At 68.6% G+C, this 18,273-nt stretch carries 17 protein-coding genes; 2 read left to right on the forward strand and 15 right to left on the reverse strand.

Features of this window, described 5'->3' with window-relative positions; genetic code table 11:
* The 13 genes from ftsZ to VGD32_RS08800 all read right to left on the reverse strand — a co-directional run.
* The coding region (ftsZ, locus tag VGD32_RS08740) for a cell division protein FtsZ (protein WP_331031507.1) at positions 1-780 on the reverse strand (780 nt) is incomplete at its 3' end.
* Between the two features lie 254 nt (positions 781-1,034).
* Entirely contained in the window at positions 1,035-4,382 is a 3,348-nt protein-coding gene (locus VGD32_RS08745) for a TonB-dependent receptor domain-containing protein (RefSeq protein ID WP_331031508.1), read from the reverse strand.
* A 219-nt stretch (positions 4,383-4,601) separates the two neighbouring features.
* On the reverse strand, positions 4,602-5,930 hold the full coding sequence (gene ftsA / locus VGD32_RS08750) for a cell division protein FtsA (protein ID WP_331031509.1): 1,329 nt from the start codon (positions 5,928-5,930) through the stop codon (positions 4,602-4,604).
* 1 nt (position 5,931) lies between these two features.
* Complete coding sequence (locus tag VGD32_RS08755) at positions 5,932-6,831, reverse strand: cell division protein FtsQ/DivIB (RefSeq protein ID WP_331031510.1); 900 nt, start codon at positions 6,829-6,831, stop codon at positions 5,932-5,934.
* Complete coding sequence (locus VGD32_RS08760; protein ID WP_331031511.1) at positions 6,819-7,757, reverse strand: D-alanine--D-alanine ligase; 939 nt, start codon at positions 7,755-7,757, stop codon at positions 6,819-6,821. The genes VGD32_RS08755 and VGD32_RS08760 overlap by 13 nt, the downstream gene beginning before the upstream one ends.
* A gap of 84 nt (positions 7,758-7,841) precedes the next feature.
* The gene (gene murB / locus VGD32_RS08765) at positions 7,842-8,753 is read right to left on the reverse strand and encodes a UDP-N-acetylmuramate dehydrogenase (RefSeq protein ID WP_331031512.1); all 912 of its coding nucleotides are present in this window, start codon (positions 8,751-8,753) and stop codon (positions 7,842-7,844) included.
* Positions 8,750-9,211, reverse strand: a complete 462-nt coding sequence (locus tag VGD32_RS08770; RefSeq protein ID WP_331031513.1) for a hypothetical protein — start codon at positions 9,209-9,211, stop codon at positions 8,750-8,752. The genes murB and VGD32_RS08770 overlap by 4 nt, the downstream gene beginning before the upstream one ends.
* Positions 9,208-10,653, reverse strand: coding sequence for a UDP-N-acetylmuramate--L-alanine ligase (murC, locus tag VGD32_RS08775; RefSeq protein WP_331031514.1), 1,446 nt, complete (start codon positions 10,651-10,653; stop codon positions 9,208-9,210). The genes VGD32_RS08770 and murC overlap by 4 nt, the downstream gene beginning before the upstream one ends.
* A gap of 48 nt (positions 10,654-10,701) precedes the next feature.
* Positions 10,702-11,361 carry an SMC-Scp complex subunit ScpB gene (gene scpB, locus VGD32_RS08780; protein ID WP_331031515.1) on the reverse strand — a complete coding sequence of 220 codons (660 nt, stop codon included), beginning with the start codon at positions 11,359-11,361 and terminating at the stop codon, positions 10,702-10,704.
* A gap of 157 nt (positions 11,362-11,518) precedes the next feature.
* On the reverse strand, positions 11,519-12,337 hold the full coding sequence (locus VGD32_RS08785) for a ScpA family protein (RefSeq protein WP_331031516.1): 819 nt from the start codon (positions 12,335-12,337) through the stop codon (positions 11,519-11,521).
* Positions 12,334-13,386 (reverse strand): beta-N-acetylhexosaminidase, encoded by a 1,053-nt coding sequence (gene nagZ, locus VGD32_RS08790; RefSeq protein ID WP_331031517.1) that lies wholly within the window; start codon positions 13,384-13,386, stop codon positions 12,334-12,336. Before nagZ ends, VGD32_RS08785 begins: the two co-directional genes overlap by 4 nt.
* Positions 13,383-14,126, reverse strand: coding sequence for an SPOR domain-containing protein (locus VGD32_RS08795; RefSeq protein ID WP_331031518.1), 744 nt, complete (start codon positions 14,124-14,126; stop codon positions 13,383-13,385). Before VGD32_RS08795 ends, nagZ begins: the two co-directional genes overlap by 4 nt.
* A gap of 235 nt (positions 14,127-14,361) precedes the next feature.
* The gene (locus tag VGD32_RS08800; RefSeq protein ID WP_414644384.1) at positions 14,362-15,537 is read right to left on the reverse strand and encodes a deoxyguanosinetriphosphate triphosphohydrolase; all 1,176 of its coding nucleotides are present in this window, start codon (positions 15,535-15,537) and stop codon (positions 14,362-14,364) included.
* Between the two features lie 63 nt (positions 15,538-15,600).
* Between VGD32_RS08800 and erpA the strand changes: the two genes are divergently transcribed.
* Positions 15,601-15,978 carry an iron-sulfur cluster insertion protein ErpA gene (gene erpA / locus VGD32_RS08805; RefSeq protein ID WP_331031520.1) on the forward strand — a complete coding sequence of 126 codons (378 nt, stop codon included), beginning with the start codon at positions 15,601-15,603 and terminating at the stop codon, positions 15,976-15,978.
* Positions 15,979-16,143: 165 nt separating this feature from the next.
* On the opposite strand, the gene VGD32_RS08810 is transcribed toward erpA, so the two are convergent.
* Positions 16,144-16,425 carry a barstar family protein gene (locus tag VGD32_RS08810; RefSeq protein WP_331031521.1) on the reverse strand — a complete coding sequence of 94 codons (282 nt, stop codon included), beginning with the start codon at positions 16,423-16,425 and terminating at the stop codon, positions 16,144-16,146.
* A gap of 426 nt (positions 16,426-16,851) precedes the next feature.
* On the opposite strand from VGD32_RS08810, the gene VGD32_RS08815 reads away from it, so the two are divergent.
* Entirely contained in the window at positions 16,852-17,535 is a 684-nt protein-coding gene (locus VGD32_RS08815; protein WP_331031522.1) for a hypothetical protein, read from the forward strand.
* Positions 17,536-17,614: 79 nt separating this feature from the next.
* Here VGD32_RS08815 and VGD32_RS08820 read toward each other — a convergent pair whose 3' ends face one another.
* Positions 17,615-18,088: a hypothetical protein gene (locus tag VGD32_RS08820; protein ID WP_331031523.1), complete on the reverse strand. Its 474-nt coding sequence runs from the start codon at positions 18,086-18,088 to the stop codon at positions 17,615-17,617.
* Positions 18,089-18,273: the final 185 nt, after the last annotated feature.

Below are 18,273 nucleotides of genomic sequence, written 5' to 3' on the forward strand. Positions count from 1 at the left end.
GCCCTTCAGCGAGGTCTCGTCCAGCAGCGGGTTGGCGATGGCGTTCTGGGCGGCCTGCAGGGCGCGGTCCTCGCCCGAGGCCTCGCCCGTGCCCATCATCGCCTTGCCCATCTCGGACATGACGGCGCGGACGTCGGCGAAATCGAGGTTGATCAGGCCCGGCAGGATCATCAGGTCGGTGATCGAGCGCACGCCCGAGTGCAGCACCTGGTCGGCCATGCCGAAGGCGTCGGCGAAGGTGGTGCGCTCGTTGGCGACGCGGAACAGGTTCTGGTTCGGAATGACGATCAGGGTGTCGACGTAGCGCTGCAGCTCGGCGATGCCGGCCTCGGCCAGACGCATGCGGTGCCGGCCCTCGAAGGTGAAGGGCTTGGTCACGACGCCGACGGTCAGGATGCCGCGGTCGCGGGCGCATTTGGCGATGACGGGGGCCGCGCCGGTGCCGGTGCCGCCGCCCATGCCGGCGGTGATGAAGACCATGTGGGCGCCGTCGAGGTGCCCGTAGATCTCCTCGGCCGACTCCTCGGCGGCGTTCATGCCGACCTCGGGGTGGGCGCCCGCGCCCAGGCCCTGGGTGATGGTCTCGCCCAGCTGGACGCGGCGGTCGGTCTTGGCGAACGACAGGTGCTGCGCGTCGGTGTTGGCGACGACGAACTCGACCCCTTCGAGGCCGGCGTCGATCATGTTGTTGACGGCGTTGCCGCCGGCGCCGCCGACGCCGAAGACGACGATGCGGGGCTTCAGTTCCGTGTGTTGCGGACGCACCAGCGAGAGAGACATATTCTTATCCGACCTTATCCGACCCTGCCCTTGCCGCCCGATGCGAAAACCCCGCCGATTCGCATTGGTTATGAGCGCGTTAAGGAAACACCCCATCTGCTTAAGGGAGTGTTACCGGATAGGCTGAGTCGGGCGGCGAGCCACGGAATTCATTAACCTTCGCCGCAGATTTCCCCCGGGGACCGGTCTGTGGACAACGAAAAGGGGCGGCTCTCGCGAGCCGCCCCTTCCGTCTCTGGCCGTGCCGTTCGGTCTTAGAACGGACGGTAGTTCAGACCCACGAAGAAGCGGGTGCCGTAGGGGTCGAAGTTGCTGAACAGCGTGGTGCCCAGGTAGGCGGGCTGTTCGGCGTCGAAGGCGTTGACCACACCGAAGCGCATCGACAGGTCGTCACGGATGTTCGCGCGGACCGTGAAGTCGTGGCGAGCGAAGTTGCCCGTGTCATAGGTGTCGAACGGACGGGTGTCGATGTTGCCGCTCTGGACCTGGTCGCGGATGCGGACGCTGTCCTGGGCGGTCTGCCAGTCCATGGTCCAGTTGACGCTCCAGGTGTCGTTCGGAACCCACGTCAGCGACGAGGTCATGCGGACACGCGGGAAGAACACGTTCGACGACAGCTCGGTGAAGCTGGCCGCGTTGGCCGGATCCAGGAACTGCTTCTGCTCGATCAGCCACAGACCGCCGAGGCTGTAGTTGAAGCGGCCCCAGTTGCGGCCGAAGGCCTCTTCGGTGTCGAGCGAGTAGCGGACCGTGAAGTCCAGACCGCGGGTCTTCAGAGCGGCGTAGTTGATCGAGCTCTGGATGAAGCCGCCGATCGGATCGCCGGCCGGTCCGCCGAGGTAGAACTCGCGGCCCGGAGTCGGATCGTTGCGGAACAGCAGGCCGCAGGTCTGCGGGTCCAGGGTCGGTCCGTTGACGCAGAGGTTGGACATCGTCTGGGCGCTGACCGAGGCGATGACGTCCGTGATCTCGATCTCGTAGTAGTCGAGGACGATCGAGAGGTTCGGGAACATCCGCGGCTCGAGCACGGTCGAGAAGGTGAAGCTCTCCGACTCTTCCGGACGCAGCAGCGGGTTGCCGCCGTTCACGCCGGCGATGCCCGACCCGTAGACCGGGTTGAAGTCGTCGACGTTGGTCGCGGTGGCGCCGGCGAAGTCATACGCGAGCGCCGTGCCGTTGGCGGCGTTGTACTGGTTCAGCAGGGCCTGGCAGTTCGCGATCCGGTTGTTGCGGATCTCGACCGTCTGCGCCGCGATGTTCAGCGTGGCGCAGGGATCGACGTAGCCGTTGGCGAACGTCTGGCTCAGCGGAGCGAAGTTCTCGTTCAGGTTCGGCGCCCGGAACGAGGTGTTGAAGCTCGTCTTGAACGTGATGTCCTGGATCGGACGGTAGACGAAGTTCACGCCGTACACGTCGCCGTCGCCGGCGGTGGTGTAGTCGAACGCGCGGTAGGAACCGCTCAGTTCGGCGTATTCGCCCAGCCAGCTGTCGCGCAGCAGCGGGATCGACAGTTCGGCGAACCACTCTTCCGATTCATACTCGGCTCCGAGGAAGTCGGCGCCGGTGTTCAGGAACAGCAGACGGTCGCCCGTCGTGGCGCTGCGGCCCACGCCCTCGGTGAACTCGCGGCGGTACTCGGCGCCGACAGCCACGCCGATCTCGCCGGCTCCCCAGAAGTCCCACAGCTGGCCGGAGACGGCGGCGATCGCCTGCTCCTGCTCGTTGGTGTGGCTGACGGTGATCGCCGCGTCGACATACTCCAGGGCTTCCGGGCTCTGGTTGCCGGCGCCGAACACGTTCAGCGGCACGCACTCGTTGAGAGCGGCGGTGCCCTCGACGCTGTCGGTCAGCAGGCCGCCACGGAAGTAGTCGTCCAGGTCGCCGCCGGTGGCCTGGATCAGCTTGGCGCGGCAGACGATCTCGCCCGGGTTGCCGTTGACGGCGCCGGCGACGTCGACCACGGCGTCGGCCGCGAGCGCGAAGCGTTGCACGTCGACGCCACGCTCGACGTTCTGGTTGCGGGCCTCACCGTAGGTGTAGGACAGGTCCCAGTTGATGTTCTTGACGAAGAGGAACTGGTCGAAGTCGCCATTGATGGCGGCGACGAAGCGTTCGACTTCGCGGTGGTTGTCCTGGGTCCGATCGGGACCGAACATCGAGTGACGGGCCCACTGGCGGCTGACCGGCGCGCCGCTCGGCGTACCCGGCGTCGTCGGGTTGGCGGTCCAGTTCTGGACCATGTTGGCGTCGATCGCCGCCTTCACATTGGCCGGCAGGAAGGCGTTGTCCGAGTAGCGCAGGTCGAACTGGCTGGTGGCCCGGATACGGTTGGTCCAGTCGGCGTTGGCGCCCGAGGTGCCCGGCGTTTCGTGCAGGAAGATGTCGAAGAAGGTCGGCTGGGCGATGTCGAAGGTGTCTTCCTCGACCATCTTGTATTCGACGCTCAGGTCGACGTTATCCAGCAGGGCGAAGTTGGCGCCGACCTGGTAACGCTGCGAGGTCGACTGCGGAACGCGCGAGTCCTGACCGAAGCGCGACGGATTTTCGCCGTCGCCGCCGATGTTCAGGGTGCGGTTCGAACCGACGTTGCCGATGCGCTGGCCGAAGTTGGCGAGGCGGGCGGTCGGGCCTTCGTAGACATAGGTCCGGGTCGGGTCGAGCGAGTAGCAGTTGGCGCTGGTCAGCGAGGTACAGTTGGCCAGCGGCACGTCCGGATCGTTCAGCGGGCTCGGCTGCTGCGAGTTGGCCAGGGTGGTCTGACCCCAGCGCGGACGCGACAGGGTGGTCAGGCCGCTGAACACGGCGTTGTCGAGCATGCCGTCGTTCACGGCGTTGGTCGGGTCGGCGTCGATGCCGACCAGGGCGCGCGAGTCTTCCAGCCAGTCGATGTCCAGCGACTCGACCATGTCGATGTCTTCATACTCGGCGAACCCGTACAGGTTCAGCCGGTCGTCCATCAGGTTGGTGCCGATCAGGGCCGAGATGCGCTTGTTGGCCTGGCCGTCCTGGTTGATCATGCCGTAGTTGGCGTCGATCTCCAGCCCTTCGAAGTCGCGGCGCAGGTTGAAGTTCAGCACGCCCGACACGGCGTCGGCGCCGTAGACCGACGAGGCGCCGCCGGTGATGATCTCGATGTTCTCGATCAGCAGGCGCGGAATGGAGTCGACGTCGACGGCCAGGTTGCCCTGGGCGGCGCCCACGTGGCGGCGGCCGTCCACCAGCACCAGCGTACGGCCGGTGCCCAGCGAGCGGAGGTTGGCGAACGACAGGCCGCCGTCGTTCAGGCCGGAACCGGTGGTGTCCGACGGAACCAGCGAGTTCGACAGGGCCGGGATGGTGGCCAGATAGTCGATCACGGTCGACTGACCCGTGGTCAGCAGCTCTTCGCCGGTGACCTGGATCAGCGGGGTCGGCGAGTTCGTCGGGTCGCGGCGGATACGCGAACCGGTGATGACGACTTCATCGACCTGGGTCGCTTCCTGGGTCTGCTGGCCCTGGACGTTGACGCCGGGCAGCTGGTCTTGAGCCAGGGCCGGAGCCGTGGCGGCCACGACGCCCGCGAGGATCGTCGTGCCGAAGAGGAACTTGCGCTTGAGAAGCATGTGATGGGGCCCCAACCGATGATGAAAGCAAGATGCGGCCTCCGCCTGACGACGGACTCCGCTTCGAATTGGCACGCTATCAGCAAAGGGGGCGGCGGCAAGCGAATGTGGCGGATCGGCGCCCAATCAAGGCACGGTCTGTAACAATCTGGACACACTGTTGACGCGGCTCTGAAACGCCCGGCCCGCCACGCTTCGGGGGCCGGGGCCTTGGCTTTGTTACAGATTTTCGCGCAGCCAGCCGGCGGCCCGGGCCACAATTCCGCCCCTGTGCATACGGGGCGCGTCGGCTGCGGTGATCTGTCGCGACATCAGCTTTCGCGCCGAGACGGCCTCGCGCGGCCCGTAGGCGGCGCGCAGCAGCACCCCGGCGGCGGAACAGAAGGCCGGCCCCGAGGCGGCGTCGGCCAGGTGGGGCGCGCGCTGGGGCTTGCCCAGCCGCACCGGACGGTCGAACACCCGCACCGCCAGTTCGCGCACGCCGTTCAGCTGGCTGGCCCCGCCGGTCAGCACCAGGCCCGCGCCCGGCTCCAGCCCGACCCCGGCGTTGCGCAGCCGGTCGCGCAGCAGCTCCAGCGTCTCCTCGACCCGCGGGGCGATGACCGTCTTCAGCATGGCCCGCGGCACCACCACCGGCCCGGCGGACGGGTCCTCCCCGCGCGGCGGGGCCTCCAGCATCTCGCGGTCCTCGTTGGCCGAGGCCATGGCCGAGCCGTGCAGCGTCTTGAGCCGCTCGGCCCCGGCGCGCGAGGTCGACAGACCGCGGGCGATGTCCGCCGTGACATGGTCGCCGCCGACATTGAGGCTTTCGATGTGCAGCAGGCTGCGCCCGCCCCACACCGCGGCCGAGGTCGCGCCGCCGCCCATGTCGATGCAGACGCAGCCGAGATCCATCTCGTCGTCTTCCAGCGCCGCCAGCGACGAGGCCACCGGCGCCGCCACCACGCCCTGCAGGTCCAGATGCGCCAGCTCCAGGCAGTGGCTCAGGGCGGTGAAGGCGCTCTCGGCCATCGACACCACCAGCAGGTCCAGCCCGAGCGAATGTCCCCTCATGGCGCGCGGGTCGTGCACGCCCCTCGCCCCGTCGACCGACCAGGCGATCGGCAGCACATGGATCGGCCGGCGGTTGGGCAGGCGGATCTGGGCCAGGGCCATGGCGATGGCGCGCGCCAGGTCGGCGTCCCCGACCGGATTGGCGCCCAGCGAGACGCGCGCCTGCACCCGGTGGCTGGCCATCTGGCCGATGGCCGTAGTCACCACGACGCCCGAGACCGGCGAGCCGGCGGCGCGCTCGGCGCGCTCGACGGCGTGGCCGATGGCCTGGGCCGCCTCATCCATGTTGACGATGCCGCCGCCGCGGATGCCGCGCGACTGCACATGGCCCGCCCCCGCCACCCGGATGGTGCGGTCGGCGTGGCGCACGCCGTCGGGCTTCATGATGAAGCAGCCGACCTTGGACTGGCCGAGATCCAGCGCGGCCACGACAGGCGCGCGGCCCGCGGCGGACTTCCCGCCATCCACAGACTTGTCCACAACACGTCCAGCCATACTACGTCCTGCCCTGGGCCTCGCCGGCGGAGGGCCGGACGGCGACCTCCTCGGGCGTCCTCAGATCGATGCGGGCGAACCCGAGTTCCAGCAGCCGCTCGCGCTGGTCCAGCGCGTCCAGCTGGATCAGGGCCGCATCCTGATCGGTGGCCGGCAGCTGGATCAGGCTGCCGTCCTTCAGGCGCAGGTCCCAGCGGCGCTCGTCGACGCGCACCAGCGCCTCCCGCCGGGCCATCAGCCGCGGCCGCTGGGCGATCAGCGGCAGCACCTCGGCGGCGGCCTGCTCGGCGCCCTTGCCGACGACCAGCGGCAGGTTCGGATAGCGGCCGGCGTCGGCGCCGCGGATCACCTGCCCGTGGCTGTCGATGACCATGTTGCGCCCGCCGGCCTGCCAGATGGCCAGCCTGTCGTGTTCGGTGACGTGGACGATCAGGGTGTTGGGCAGCAGCCGTACGATTCGCGCCTCCTTGACCCAGCCGACCCGCTCGACCCGCTCGCGCACGGCGTCGAGGTCGATCGAGGTCATGGCCTGGCCGCCGTCCAGCTGCACCGCGCGCTGGATGGCGGCGGTGGCCTCGGCGGACTCGCCCTCGATGAACACCTTCTCCAGCTTCAGCCCCATGCCGACGGCCACGCCGTCGACGCCCCGGCCGATCGAGGCCCCGATCCGGTCGGCGCGCGCGCCGGTCGCCAGCACACCGGCCAGCAGCACGACGCCGGCCGCGATCGAGATCACCACCGCGCGGGGCGACAGGTCGAGCCGCCCGATCGCCGCCACCTTGCCGGGAACGGCCGGCGCGTTGCGGGGCGCGCGGCCCCTGCCCCCCGATTTCGGAGCCGCGGGCCGCTTGGCGGGCTGTTTCGCACTCTGTCGCCGACCGCCGCGAACTACCGCGGGCATGAGGCGTCCTCCACCATCCACCGGACCAGGTCTTTGTAGCCCATCCCCACATGGGCGGCCTGCTCGGGGACGAGCGAGGTCGGCGTCATGCCGGGCTGGGTGTTGACCTCCAGAAGAACGAGAACGTCGTTAAGATCGTCATAACGAAAGTCGGATCGGGAAACCCCCCGGCAACCAAGAGCCGCGTGCGCCAGCTCGGACTGGCGCAGCGCCGCCTCGAACACCCGGGCCGGCAGGTCGGCCGGAAGCTTGTGGATCGACCCGCCCGGGGCATATTTGGCTTCGTAATCGTAGAAGCCCTTGACCGGCGTGATGTCGGTGACCGTCAGGGCGCGCGGCCCCGTCGCCTCCCCGATCACCGCGACCGCCAGTTCCTTGCCCCGGATATAGGGCTCGACCATCACCAGTTCGCCATAGGTCCAGTCGGGCGAGCCGACCTCGCCCTGCGGCCCGTTGGCCCCTTCGGGCACCAGAAACACCCCCACCGACGACCCCTCGGCGTTGGGCTTGATCACATAGGGGGGCGGCAGAACATGGCGGCGGGCCACCTCGTGCCGGTCGTACAGGCCGCCGCCGGGCACCGCGACGCCGGCGGCGCGCAGCACCGACTTGGACTTGTCCTTGTCCATGGTCAGGGCCGAGGCCAGCACGCCCGAGTGGCTGTAGGGAATCTGCAGGGTCTCGAGGATGCCCTGGACGCAGCCGTCCTCGCCCCAGGCGCCGTGCAGGGCGTTCAGCACCACGTCCGGCTTCAGCGCCGTCAGCACCGCGGCCAGGTCCCGCCCGGCGTCCACGCGGCTGACCCGCGCCACCTGCCCTTCCAGGGCGTCGGCGCACTCCTTCCCGGAGCTCAGCGACACCTCGCGCTCCGACGACAGTCCGCCCATCAGGACGGCGACGTGAAGGTCTGCGAAGGGGCGGGTCATGCGAAGCTCCGGAACAGTCACCGCAATGCGACGAACGTTCTTAACAGCCCGTCAACCAATCGGGTTCGCCCCCCTAAAAAGCCTTCAGGCCGCCCGCCCGATCCGCTTGATCTCCCAGTCGAGCTGAACCCCGGTCTTCACCAGCACGTCGGCCCGCACCGCCTCGCCCAGCCCCTCGATATCGGCCGCCGTGGCCTCGCCGGGGTTGATCATGAAGTTGGAATGCAGCGCGCTGAACATGGCGCCGCCCCCGGTCGCCTTGAACAGCTTGCCGCGCCAGCCCGCCTCGTCGACCAGCTTCCACGACGAATGACCGGGCGGGTTCTTGAAGGTCGAGCCGCCGGTCTTCTCGCGGATCGGCTGGGTCTGTTCCCGGCGCGCGGTGATTTCGGCGATGCGGGCGGCGACGGCCTCGGGATCGTCGGGCGTGCCGCGATACGTCGCCTCGATCCAGATGATGTCCGTCGGCGCCTCGGAGTGCCGGTAGGTGTAGCCGAAGTCGGCGAGTGAATAGTCGACCCGCTCTCCCTTCCGGTTCAGCCCCCAGGCCGAGACCAGAATGTCCTTCGTCTCCGCCCCGTAGCAGCCGGCGTTCATGGTCAGGGCCCCGCCGATGGTCCCCGGAATGCCGGCGTAGAACTCCAGCCCCGCCAGTCCCGCCTTGGCCGACGCCTTCGCCACCATGGAGTCCAGCGCCCCCGCCCCGGCGGTGATGGTGTCGCCCCCGGTCGTGATCCCGGCGAACGGCCGCCCGGCCAAGCGGATCACCACCCCCTCGACCCCGCCGTCGCGCACGATGACGTTCGACCCCACGCCCAGCACCGTCACCGGCACATCCGGGTCCAGCGCCTTCAGGAAATCGGCCAGATCGTCCGGATCGGCCGGAATGAACAGCGCGTCCGCGTTCCCGCCCACCCGGAACCATGTGAACGGCCCCAGCGGCTCGTCGCGCAGCAGCTTGCCGCGTACAGCGGGGAGAGAGTCACGCCAACTCAAGCTTGCTGCTCCGGGCTCTGGAGGGAACGGAAGGTCACGTAGCACTGGTCCGCGTCGACGATGGCGGTGATGACCTCGATTTCGACCGCATAGGTTTCCCGAAGCCAGCGTTTCCAGACCCATCCGATGGCCTCGGCGTTCGCCTGCGCCACGGCGAGATCAAACTCATCCTCGTCCTCGTTCAGGAGGCCGAGGCTGTTGATCGTCTCCTCGGCCGTCGCGATCGGGGACTCGCCGGTATCGAACTCCGCTTGGTCGAGCAGGCTGTCGATGAGAGGCTTGTCGAACTGCCGCTCGACGAACAGGCCGCCGCGATAGCTGATCAGTTCCGGAAACAGCAGGCGGTAGTGAGCGAGCGTTTCCCGCTGGTTGCTGCCGTAGAATCGGACGTCGTCGTCCTCTCCCGGCACGCCCGGCGGGTGCAGGGCCTTGATGAGCGCCTGGCTGTCCTCGCTCAACCCAGCGCCTCCAGCTGCCCCGGCAGGGCGTAGGCCCACTGGGTGATGTCCCCCGCCCCCAGCAGCACCACCAGATCGCCCGCCTTCGCCTCCGCCGCGATCACGCCGGGCAGGGCCTCGACGCCCTCCAGCGGCTGCACCGAGCGGTGACCGAAGCGGCGGATGCCTTCGACCAGCGCCTCCTTGTCGACGCCCTCGATCGGCGTTTCGCCCGCCGCATAGACGTCCGCCACGATGACGCTGTCGGCATCCGAGAAACAGGTCGAGAACTCCTCCATCAGGTCGCGCAGCCGGGTGTAGCGGTGCGGCTGGACCACGGCGATGACCCGGCCGCCGCCCTCGCTGGTCTGCACCACCTGGCGCGCCGCCTTCAGCACCGCCGCGATCTCGACCGGGTGGTGGCCGTAGTCGTCGACGATGCGCACCCCGCCGACCACGCCGGTGGTGGTGAACCGCCGCCGCACGCCGCCGAACCCGGCCAGTCCGGCCCGGATCGCCTCGTCCGAGACATCCAGCTCGCGCGCCACGGCGATGGCCGCCAGGGCGTTGGAGACGTTGTGCCAGCCGGCCATCGGCAGATGCAGCCCCTCGATCCGCGTCGGCTCGTCCAGCGCCGCCAGCCCCTGCCCCTGGATGACCACGTCGAAGCGGCAGCCGTCGGCGCCCATGTCGCAGTTGTCGGCCCGCACCATGGCCTGCGGATTGATGCCGTAGGTCACCAGCCGCCGGTTATCGATCGAGGCCACCAGCCGCTGCACCTCCGGGTGGTCCAGGCAGACGGCGGCGAAGCCGTAGAAGGGGATGTTCTCGACGAAGTCCACGAACGCCTTCCGCACCCCGTCGAAGTCGCCGTAGTGGTCGAGGTGCTCCGGGTCGATGTTGGTGACGATGGCCACCGTCGACTTGAGGCGCAGGAACGACCCGTCGCTCTCGTCGGCCTCGACCACGATCCAGTCGCCGTCGCCGACCTTGGCGTTGGTTCCGTAGGCGTTGATGATGCCGCCGTTGACCACCGTCGGGTCCAGCCCGCCGGCGTCGAGAATGGCCGCCACCATCGAGGTCGTCGTGGTCTTGCCGTGCGTCCCGCCGACCGCGATCGAGAACTGCAGCCGCATCAGCTCGGCCAGCATCTCGGCCCGGCGCACCAGCGGGATGCGACGCTCGCGGGCCGCCATCATCTCGGGATTGGTCGGCTTGACCGCTGTCGAATAGACGACCGCCGACACCGTATCGCCGATGTGCGCGGCGTCGTGGCCGATGAAGATCCGCGCGCCCAGCTTCTCCAGCCGCTCGGTGTTGGCGCTGGCCTTGGCGTCCGAGCCCTGCACCGAATAGCCGATCTTGAGCATGATCTCGGCGATGCCGCTCATGCCGATGCCGCCGATGCCCACGAAGTGGACGGGACCGAGGTCGAAGGGAACGGGGCGAAGGCGTGCGATCATCGCAGCGGATTAGCAAGGGTCGGAGCGGAATGCGACACCCCGTCTTGGTTAGTCCTCCGCCACGAAATCCTGCGCGAACTCCGGCGAGTCCTCTTCCCCCGCCAGCAGGGGCGCATCGTCGTCGTCCGAGGCCCGCGACGGGTCCGGCACCTCGAAGCCGACCGGGATCGACAGGTCCAGCAGCCCCGCCGCCTTCATCTCCTGCACGCCCGGCAGGTCGTACAGGCTCGACAGGCTGAAATGCTCCAGGAACTTGTCCGCCGTGGCGTAGGTCACCGGCCGCCCCGGCGTGCGCCGCCGGCCCTTTAGCCGCACGAAGCCCATCTCCAGCAGCAGGTCCAGCGTCCCCTTCGACAGCGACACCCCGCGCACGCTCTCGATCTCGGCCCGGGTGCAGGGCTGGTGGTAGGCGATGATGGCCAGGGTCTCCAGCGCCGCCTTCGACAGCCGGCGGGGCTCCTCCCGCTCCTCGGTCATCATGAAGCTCAGGTCCGGCGCCGTCCGGAAGCGCCAGCGGTCGGCGACGCACTCCAGCTCCACGCCCCGGCCCTGATACCGCTCGCGCAGCGCCGAGATGGCCCCGCCGACGTCCGCCCCCTCGGGCAGCCGCCGCGCGATCTCCGCCGCCGACAGCGGCCCCGCCGCCGCGAACAGCAGCGCCTCGACCCGGCGCTCGATCTCGTTTTCGTCAGGGGCGAACTGAACCATCACTCACATCCGTCATCCTCGGGCTTGACCCGGGGATCAGACCATCCGGTGCGCGGTGCTGAAGGCGCGGGCCGCGTCCTCGGGGCCGCCCCGGACGCACAGCTTGAGGCCGCCTCTGATCCTCGGGTCAAGCCCGAGGATGACGGGTTCAAACGACTCACGGCGTCAGCTCCAGCGGCTGGCCCATCCCCCGCCGCTTCAGATAGAGCTCGGCGAAGGCCTCGGCCTGTTTCACGTCCATGGCCCCCTCCTTGACCAGCTCCAGGCTGGCGGACAGCGTCGAGGCGGTGAAGCTGGCCTGCGACGGCCCTTCAGGCCCGTGCTTCTCCGGCGCCACCCGCTCCAGCGGCGTCCATTCCTCCAGCCTCGGCAGCACCTCGCGCAGCCAGTCCCGCGCCGCCTCCAGCCCGAAGGCCTCGACCCGCTGGCCGGGATTGTAGTGGCGCTGCTCCTCGCGCCGCCGCTGCGTCACATAGGCCGCCATCAGCTCGTACAGACTGGCGTCGATCCGGTCGGACGGGATGCTCACCAAGGCCTCCGGATCGCCGCGCGTGAACACATCCCGCTTCAGCCGGGGCCGGGCGGTGATCGCCTCGACCGCCTTCCTCATCGCCTCCAGCTTCTGCAGCCGGAAGGCCAGGGCGGCGGCCATCTCCTCGGCCGGCATTTCCTCGCCCTTCTTGTCGGTGCGCGGCAGCAGCAGGCGCGACTTCAGATACGCCAGCCACGAGGCCATCACGAGATAGTCCGCCGCCAGCGAGAAATTCCGCCGCCGCGCCTCGTGCACGAAGGCCAGATACTGTTCCGCCAGCCGGGTGATCGACAGCTTCAGCAGATCGACCTTCTGCGTCCGCGCCAGCGCCAGCAGCACGTGCAGCGGCCCCTCGTAGCCCTCAAGATCGACCACGAACGCCTCGCCCGCGTCGGCCTGCTCCACCGCGGCGAAGTCCAGATTGGGCTGGAAGGCGTCGGTCACGCCTGCGCCTCCCCGACGTCAGGGCCCCGCGCCGCCTCGACCTTCCCGGCCATCAGCGCATCGAACCGGTCCCGCGCCGCGAACACGTCCAGCGGCTCCACCTCGCGCACGATCCGCGCCAGCGCGTCCTCCGCCCGCCTGGCGGGCTTGCCCTTCAGCCTGCCGACGCCCTCCGCCACCGACCGCATCTCGCCCAGGTCGCCGTTGCAGTGCAGGACCACGTCGCAGCCGGCCTTCAGCGCCGCCTCGGCCCGCTCGCGCAGGCTTCCCGACAGCGCCTTCATCGACAGGTCGTCGGTCATGATCAGCCCGCCGAAGCCCAGCCCCTCGCGCATGAGCTTCAGCGCCTTCTTCGAGGTCGTCGCCGGCCGCTTCGGATCGACCGCGTCGAACACCACATGCGCCGTCATCGCCAGCGGCATGTCCGACAGCGCCCGGAACGGCGCGAAGTCCCAGCCGTCGAGCGTCTTCAGGTCGGCGTGCACCACCGGCAGGTCGTGGTGGCTGTCGGCGAAGGCCCGCCCGTGCCCCGGCATATGCTTGATCACCGGCAGCACCCCGCCGGCCAGCAGCCCCTCGGCCGCCGCCCGGCCCAGCATCGAGACCGTGGCCGGGTCCCGCGCATAGGCCCGGTCGCCGATGATGTCGTGGGCCCCGGGGACCGGCACATCCAGCACCGGCGCGCAGTCGACGTTGATCCCCACCGACTTCAGGTCGTTCGCCATCAGCCGCGCGCCCAGCCGCACCAGCTCACGCGCCGCCAGCGGATCGTTGGTCGCCCTCAGGAAGGCCTCGCCCGGCGGATATTTCGGCCAGTGCGGCGGCCCCATCCGCTGCACCCGGCCGCCTTCCTGATCGATCAGCACCGGGGCGTCGCCATCGCCGACGCAGTCGCGCATCTCGTCGGTCAGGGCCCGCATCTGGTCCGGGCTGTCGACGTTGCGGCGAAACACGATGAAGCCCCACGGCCGGACCTCGGCGAAGAAGGCCTTTTCCGCCTCCGTCAGCCGATGCCCGCTGCAGCCGTAGATCGCCGCCGAACGCGTCACCGAAGGATGCAGTCCCCGCCCGAGGCGCGGATGGCGCCGCACAGCGCCCTCGCCTGCTCCTGGCTCAGGCCCGAGACGGTGGTGCGATAGACGGTCGAGCCGTTCGACGCCGTCACCTCCTGCACCCGGCGCGTCGCGCCCTCGGTCAGCTGCGGATAGCGGCCGACCACGGCGTTGTACTCGCGCTCGGCCAGGTTGGGGGTCGAAAAGGCGCCGATCTGCACGCCTGCGGTCCCGCCGGCCGGGACCGGACGCGGCTCGGCCTTGGCCGGCGGCGGGGTCGCCGGCGCGGGCCGGGCCGGCTCGGGCGCGGTCTCGACGGGCGCCGGCGCCGGACGCGGCCGCACGGCTTCCGGCGGCGGAATGAAGGTCGGGGCCGCGGGCGTCGTCTCCTCGCCGGCGTAGACGTCGATGCCCTCGGTCGGATCGACGGGCTGGGCGTCGATCGGCGCGCCCGACTTCATCTCGCCGACCGGCGTGCCGACCGCGGGCGGCGCGTCGTTCGAGGAGCGCGGCCCGGCCCGGTAATAGACCACCACGGCGATGATCAGCACCAGCAGCACCACCGCCGAGATGATCAGCGTCATCGGCGGGGCCTTGCCGCCGCCTCCCCCGCCCCCGCCGCCGCTCCGGCGCGGATCGTAGCCCTGGCGGTTGAACGGCAGGTCGTCGTCCGTCGGCGGCGTATAGGCCCCGCGGTCGCGGCCCGGGTTCGGGCGATAGGGATCTTCGTGAGACATGGCCGCGCCTTCCGTCGAGCCGCGCGAATCGACGCGCGGAACCCCCACTCTATCCCGGTCCGAGTCCTTTTTCAGGCCGTGTGTTCCCTCTCTCCCCGTCACCCTCGGGCTTGACCCGAGGGCCAGACCGTCCCGTGCTCCGTCGAAGGCGCGCACGAGCACCGCCGATGGGCCGTCCCCACCGCACAGTCCGCCCCAACGTCCGATCCTCGGATCAAGTCCGAGGATGACGGAGCTACAAATCCAGCGCCAGATCCAGGCTGAACAGCTTTCGGTGCTCCTCGATCGCATAGCGGTCGGTCATGCCGGCGATGTAGTCGCACACCGCCCGCGCCCGCCGCGCCTCGTCCGACGTCCCGGCCTTGCCCGACCATTCCGGCGGCAGGGTGCCCGGATCGGCCATGAACAGCTCGAACATCTCGCCCAGCAGCCGCCGCGCCTGGCTGCGCGTCCGGTTGACCCGGTAGTGGCGGTACATCCGCTCGAACAAGAATTTCCGCAGCACGCCCAGATCGGCCAGCATCGCGTGCGAGAACCCGACCAGCGGACGTCCCGCGGTCCTCACGTCCTCGGTCGAACGGATGTTCGAGGCCTCGATCCGCGCCTCCGTCTCCGCCAGCACGTCCTCGACCATGGCCCCGATCATCCGCCGCACCGCCTCGATGCGGATCATCCGGTCGTCGATGTCCGGCCAGTCCTTGCGGACCCCGTGCAGCACGGGCCCGATCAGCGGCACGTCCGACAGGTCCTCAAGCGTGAACAGCCCGGCCTGCACGCCGTCGTCGACGTCGTGGTTGTTGTAGGCGATGTCGTCGGCGATCGCCGCGGCCTGGGCTTCCAGCGAGGCGAAACTGTCCAGCCTCAGGTCCCAGCCGGGCGCATAGTCGGCGATCGCCTTCCACGCCGGCTCGTCCAGGCGGTGCGACACCGGCCCATTGTGCTTGACCACCCCCTCGACGGTCTCCCAGCTCAGGTTCAGCCCGTCGAAGCCGGGATATCGCTCCTCCAGCTTGGTCACCACGCGGAAAGTCTGCACATTGTGGTCGAAGCCGCCCCACGGCGCCATGCGCGCCTGCAGCTCATCCTCGCCGGCATGGCCGAACGGCGGATGCCCCAGGTCGTGGGCCAGCGCCACCGTCTCCGCCAGATCGGTGTCCAGCCGCAGCGCGTGCGCCAGCGAGCGGGCGATCTGCGCCACCTCCAGCGAATGGGTCAGGCGGGTGCGGTAGTGGTCGCCCTCGTGCGCCACGAACACCTGGGTCTTCTCCTTCAGGCGGCGAAAGGCGGTGGCGTGGATGATCCGGTCGCGGTCGCGGGCATAGGCGTTGCGGGTGCGGCTGATCGGCTCGGGCGTCAGCCGGCCGCGGCTGTGCTCGGGGTATTCGGCGTACGGCGCGCGCTCAGGGATCAACACGACGGCTCATTCTCTGGCCGGGCCTTTGCGATCGCCCGTCCGCGCCTCATATAGGCCCCTGTGAGCAGCGTCCAATCAGCCCCGACCTTCGAGATTTCGCCCCACGCCGGCGGCCACGGCCTCAGCCTGTCCGACAGCGCCGCCGCCCGCCTCGCGAAGCTGGCAGAGGCCGAGGGCCGCCCGGTGATGCTGCGCGTCGCCGTCGACGGCGGCGGCTGCTCCGGCTTCCAGTACCGCTTCGAACTGGTCGAGGCCGCCGAGCCCGACGACCTGCGCATCGAGACCGCCGGCCAGGCCGCCCTCGTCGACCCCGTCTCCCTCCCCTTCCTCAAGAATTCCGAGATCGCCTTCGTCGACGACCTCGCCGGCGCCCAGTTCGTGGTCCGCAACCCGAACGCCGCGTCCAGCTGCGGCTGCGGGGTCAGCTTCTCGATCTGAGGGGTCGTCCGCCCCCCTCTCCCCGTCATCCCCGGGCTCGACCCGGGGATCAGACCGTCCGGGGCTCCACGCCGCATGCGCTCAATCCTGCACTCCGCCGATAACCCATCTGTATACGTCCGATATGGGTCGGGAGCCGACTGTCGCCGAGGGTGGAAAGCGGGCCTAGTCCAAGCGTACCGAGAGCGGGGCACCTTCTTCACGCCAATCAGATATGCGCGCCACGAAGTAGCGCACCGCGTCCGCGACCTCTGGGGAAGGATCAAGCGGCATCCTGATGGTGAAGTCGTAAGGAGCTTCGATCCCGTTGATCGAGCCTGTGACGAAGGAGTCCCGGAGAGCGTTGTAGTTGCGCCCATGCCAGGGGGGTGCGTCCACGCCGGCTAGAACAGCTTCAATGAACTCGGCTTCCGTCTGCCACTCTCGTCCGTCCAGCACGATCTCCATAGCCAGAGCTTCCCATGGCAGGGCCAACGTCCGCAACGGGTCGGAAGCTGACCTTGGCCTGGCGGTGGAACGCGGACTTAACGCTCAAGCGGGGTCAGCGACGCCGATGCGTAGCGAAGGACGTATGGTTTCTCAGGCGGTTCTCCGTCTGGGATCGCGTCCCCGAAGAACGCTACGTAGCAATCGTGGCAGCCGATCTCCTCGCTGAGCCAGCAATGGACGACGATGCCGTCCTCCCAACTGTCATCGACATGGTTGATCAGCCGCACCGCTGTGCCGGGTTCCAGATATCGGTCCATTCCTATGGTGTCGCCTAGAGGCCCGGAGTCCGCAATGGGTCGGGAGCGGGCTGTCGCCTAAGGGTGGAAAGCAGACATTGACCCGGGGCAGCCGCATCTGACCGGTTTCGACGGGGGCGAAAACCAGATGACTGAACAGGCGAAGCGAGCCAACGGAGGTGCGGTCAGGAAGTCGCGCCGTCTGCGCTGGCTTTTCCCCGTGCTGATCGCACTTCTCTACATCTCGCTCATCGTGTCCGGAAACGGCGTCCTGTTCTGGATCAAGGACACCACGCTGTCGCCCGAGAAGAGCGGGCCTCATGGCACCTTCACGACCTGGCGATGCTACTATTTCACGGGAACGCGAACCTTCTGGCTCGACACCAGCATGGGGTTCGGGGACGAAACATGCTTCGTGTTCAGGCACGCTCCCGCCTCGCCCCCCGTATCAGTCGTAGACGCACAGGCCGTTCTTCCTGATGGCGCGCTGCCGAGGGAGAGATATGTCCGCCGGTATTCGCTGAGAGAGGTTCGCATCGGCGACGACACGCCCTATTTCACGACACAAGGCGTTTTCCATCATGTCACGCCGCGCCGCTTCTGGGTGGCCGTCTACACGCTCCCGGGTGATCTCGACGAGAAACAGCGACCCGCCCTGATCGTGATGTCGGAAGAAGAGGCGATGCCGATGGTCTTTCATGGCGGATGCAGAACCGTGAATCTGGTTGCGGACCCGGATGACGGCCAAACTCTCGCGAGTTGGTGCAATGCTGACGACCGTCCCACAGCAGATGGTTCGCCACGGGCCTCGCCCGCGTTTGTTCGCCGCTGACGTCACCGGCCGTCGCTTGTCCGCGCCATGTCCGCAATGGGTCGAGAGCCGACAGTCGCCTAAGGGTGGAAAGCGGACCTTAGCGGCTAAGCCTAATCAGTTCCGCTCGGGACGCTGCCGTCAGGCCGGTCCAAGGACCCGAAACGCCGCAACTGTAGTTCACCGAGACCATCCCGCTCGCCGCCGCCGGGGCGTGGGGAACGCGGGGTGTGGGGTTCAAGAAGAGGAGATATTCTCCCCCGACATCATGCCCCCTGCCGCGATCCAAATAGAAGCCGCCGCTGTTTCGGAACGTGAAGAAGCGAAGTCTTTGAGGTGGATCGCCCTTGTAGGCTTGTTGCACCTCAAGCTGATATTCCGTCCAAGGCTCTTCGCCCTCGATGAAGTGATCGGTCGCCGACAACACCTTGGCTTTGACGACCCATCGGGAGTCTTGAAACTCTTGGCTGACGGTCGTCTGGGAATAGAGTTCGCCCTTGTAGATGCAGAGCGCGTGTGCCGACGATCCAACAGCCGACAGCGCGAGCACGACGGGAAGGACGATTGCTCTCATCCCGGTAGCAAACGCCACATTCTTGACGTCTGCAATGGGTCGGCAGCGGGCCTTGGGAAGGTCGGCTAGCCGGGGCTTTCGGCCTCCGCGATCCAGGCTTCCAGACGCTGCACCATCGGCGCGTACGGGAAATCCCCCATCGACTCATAGCGCTGATCGTCGATGCGCCACTGCCCGTCCTCCAG

Source organism: Brevundimonas sp. (assembly GCF_036402095.1).
GTDB lineage: Bacteria > Pseudomonadota > Alphaproteobacteria > Caulobacterales > Caulobacteraceae > Brevundimonas.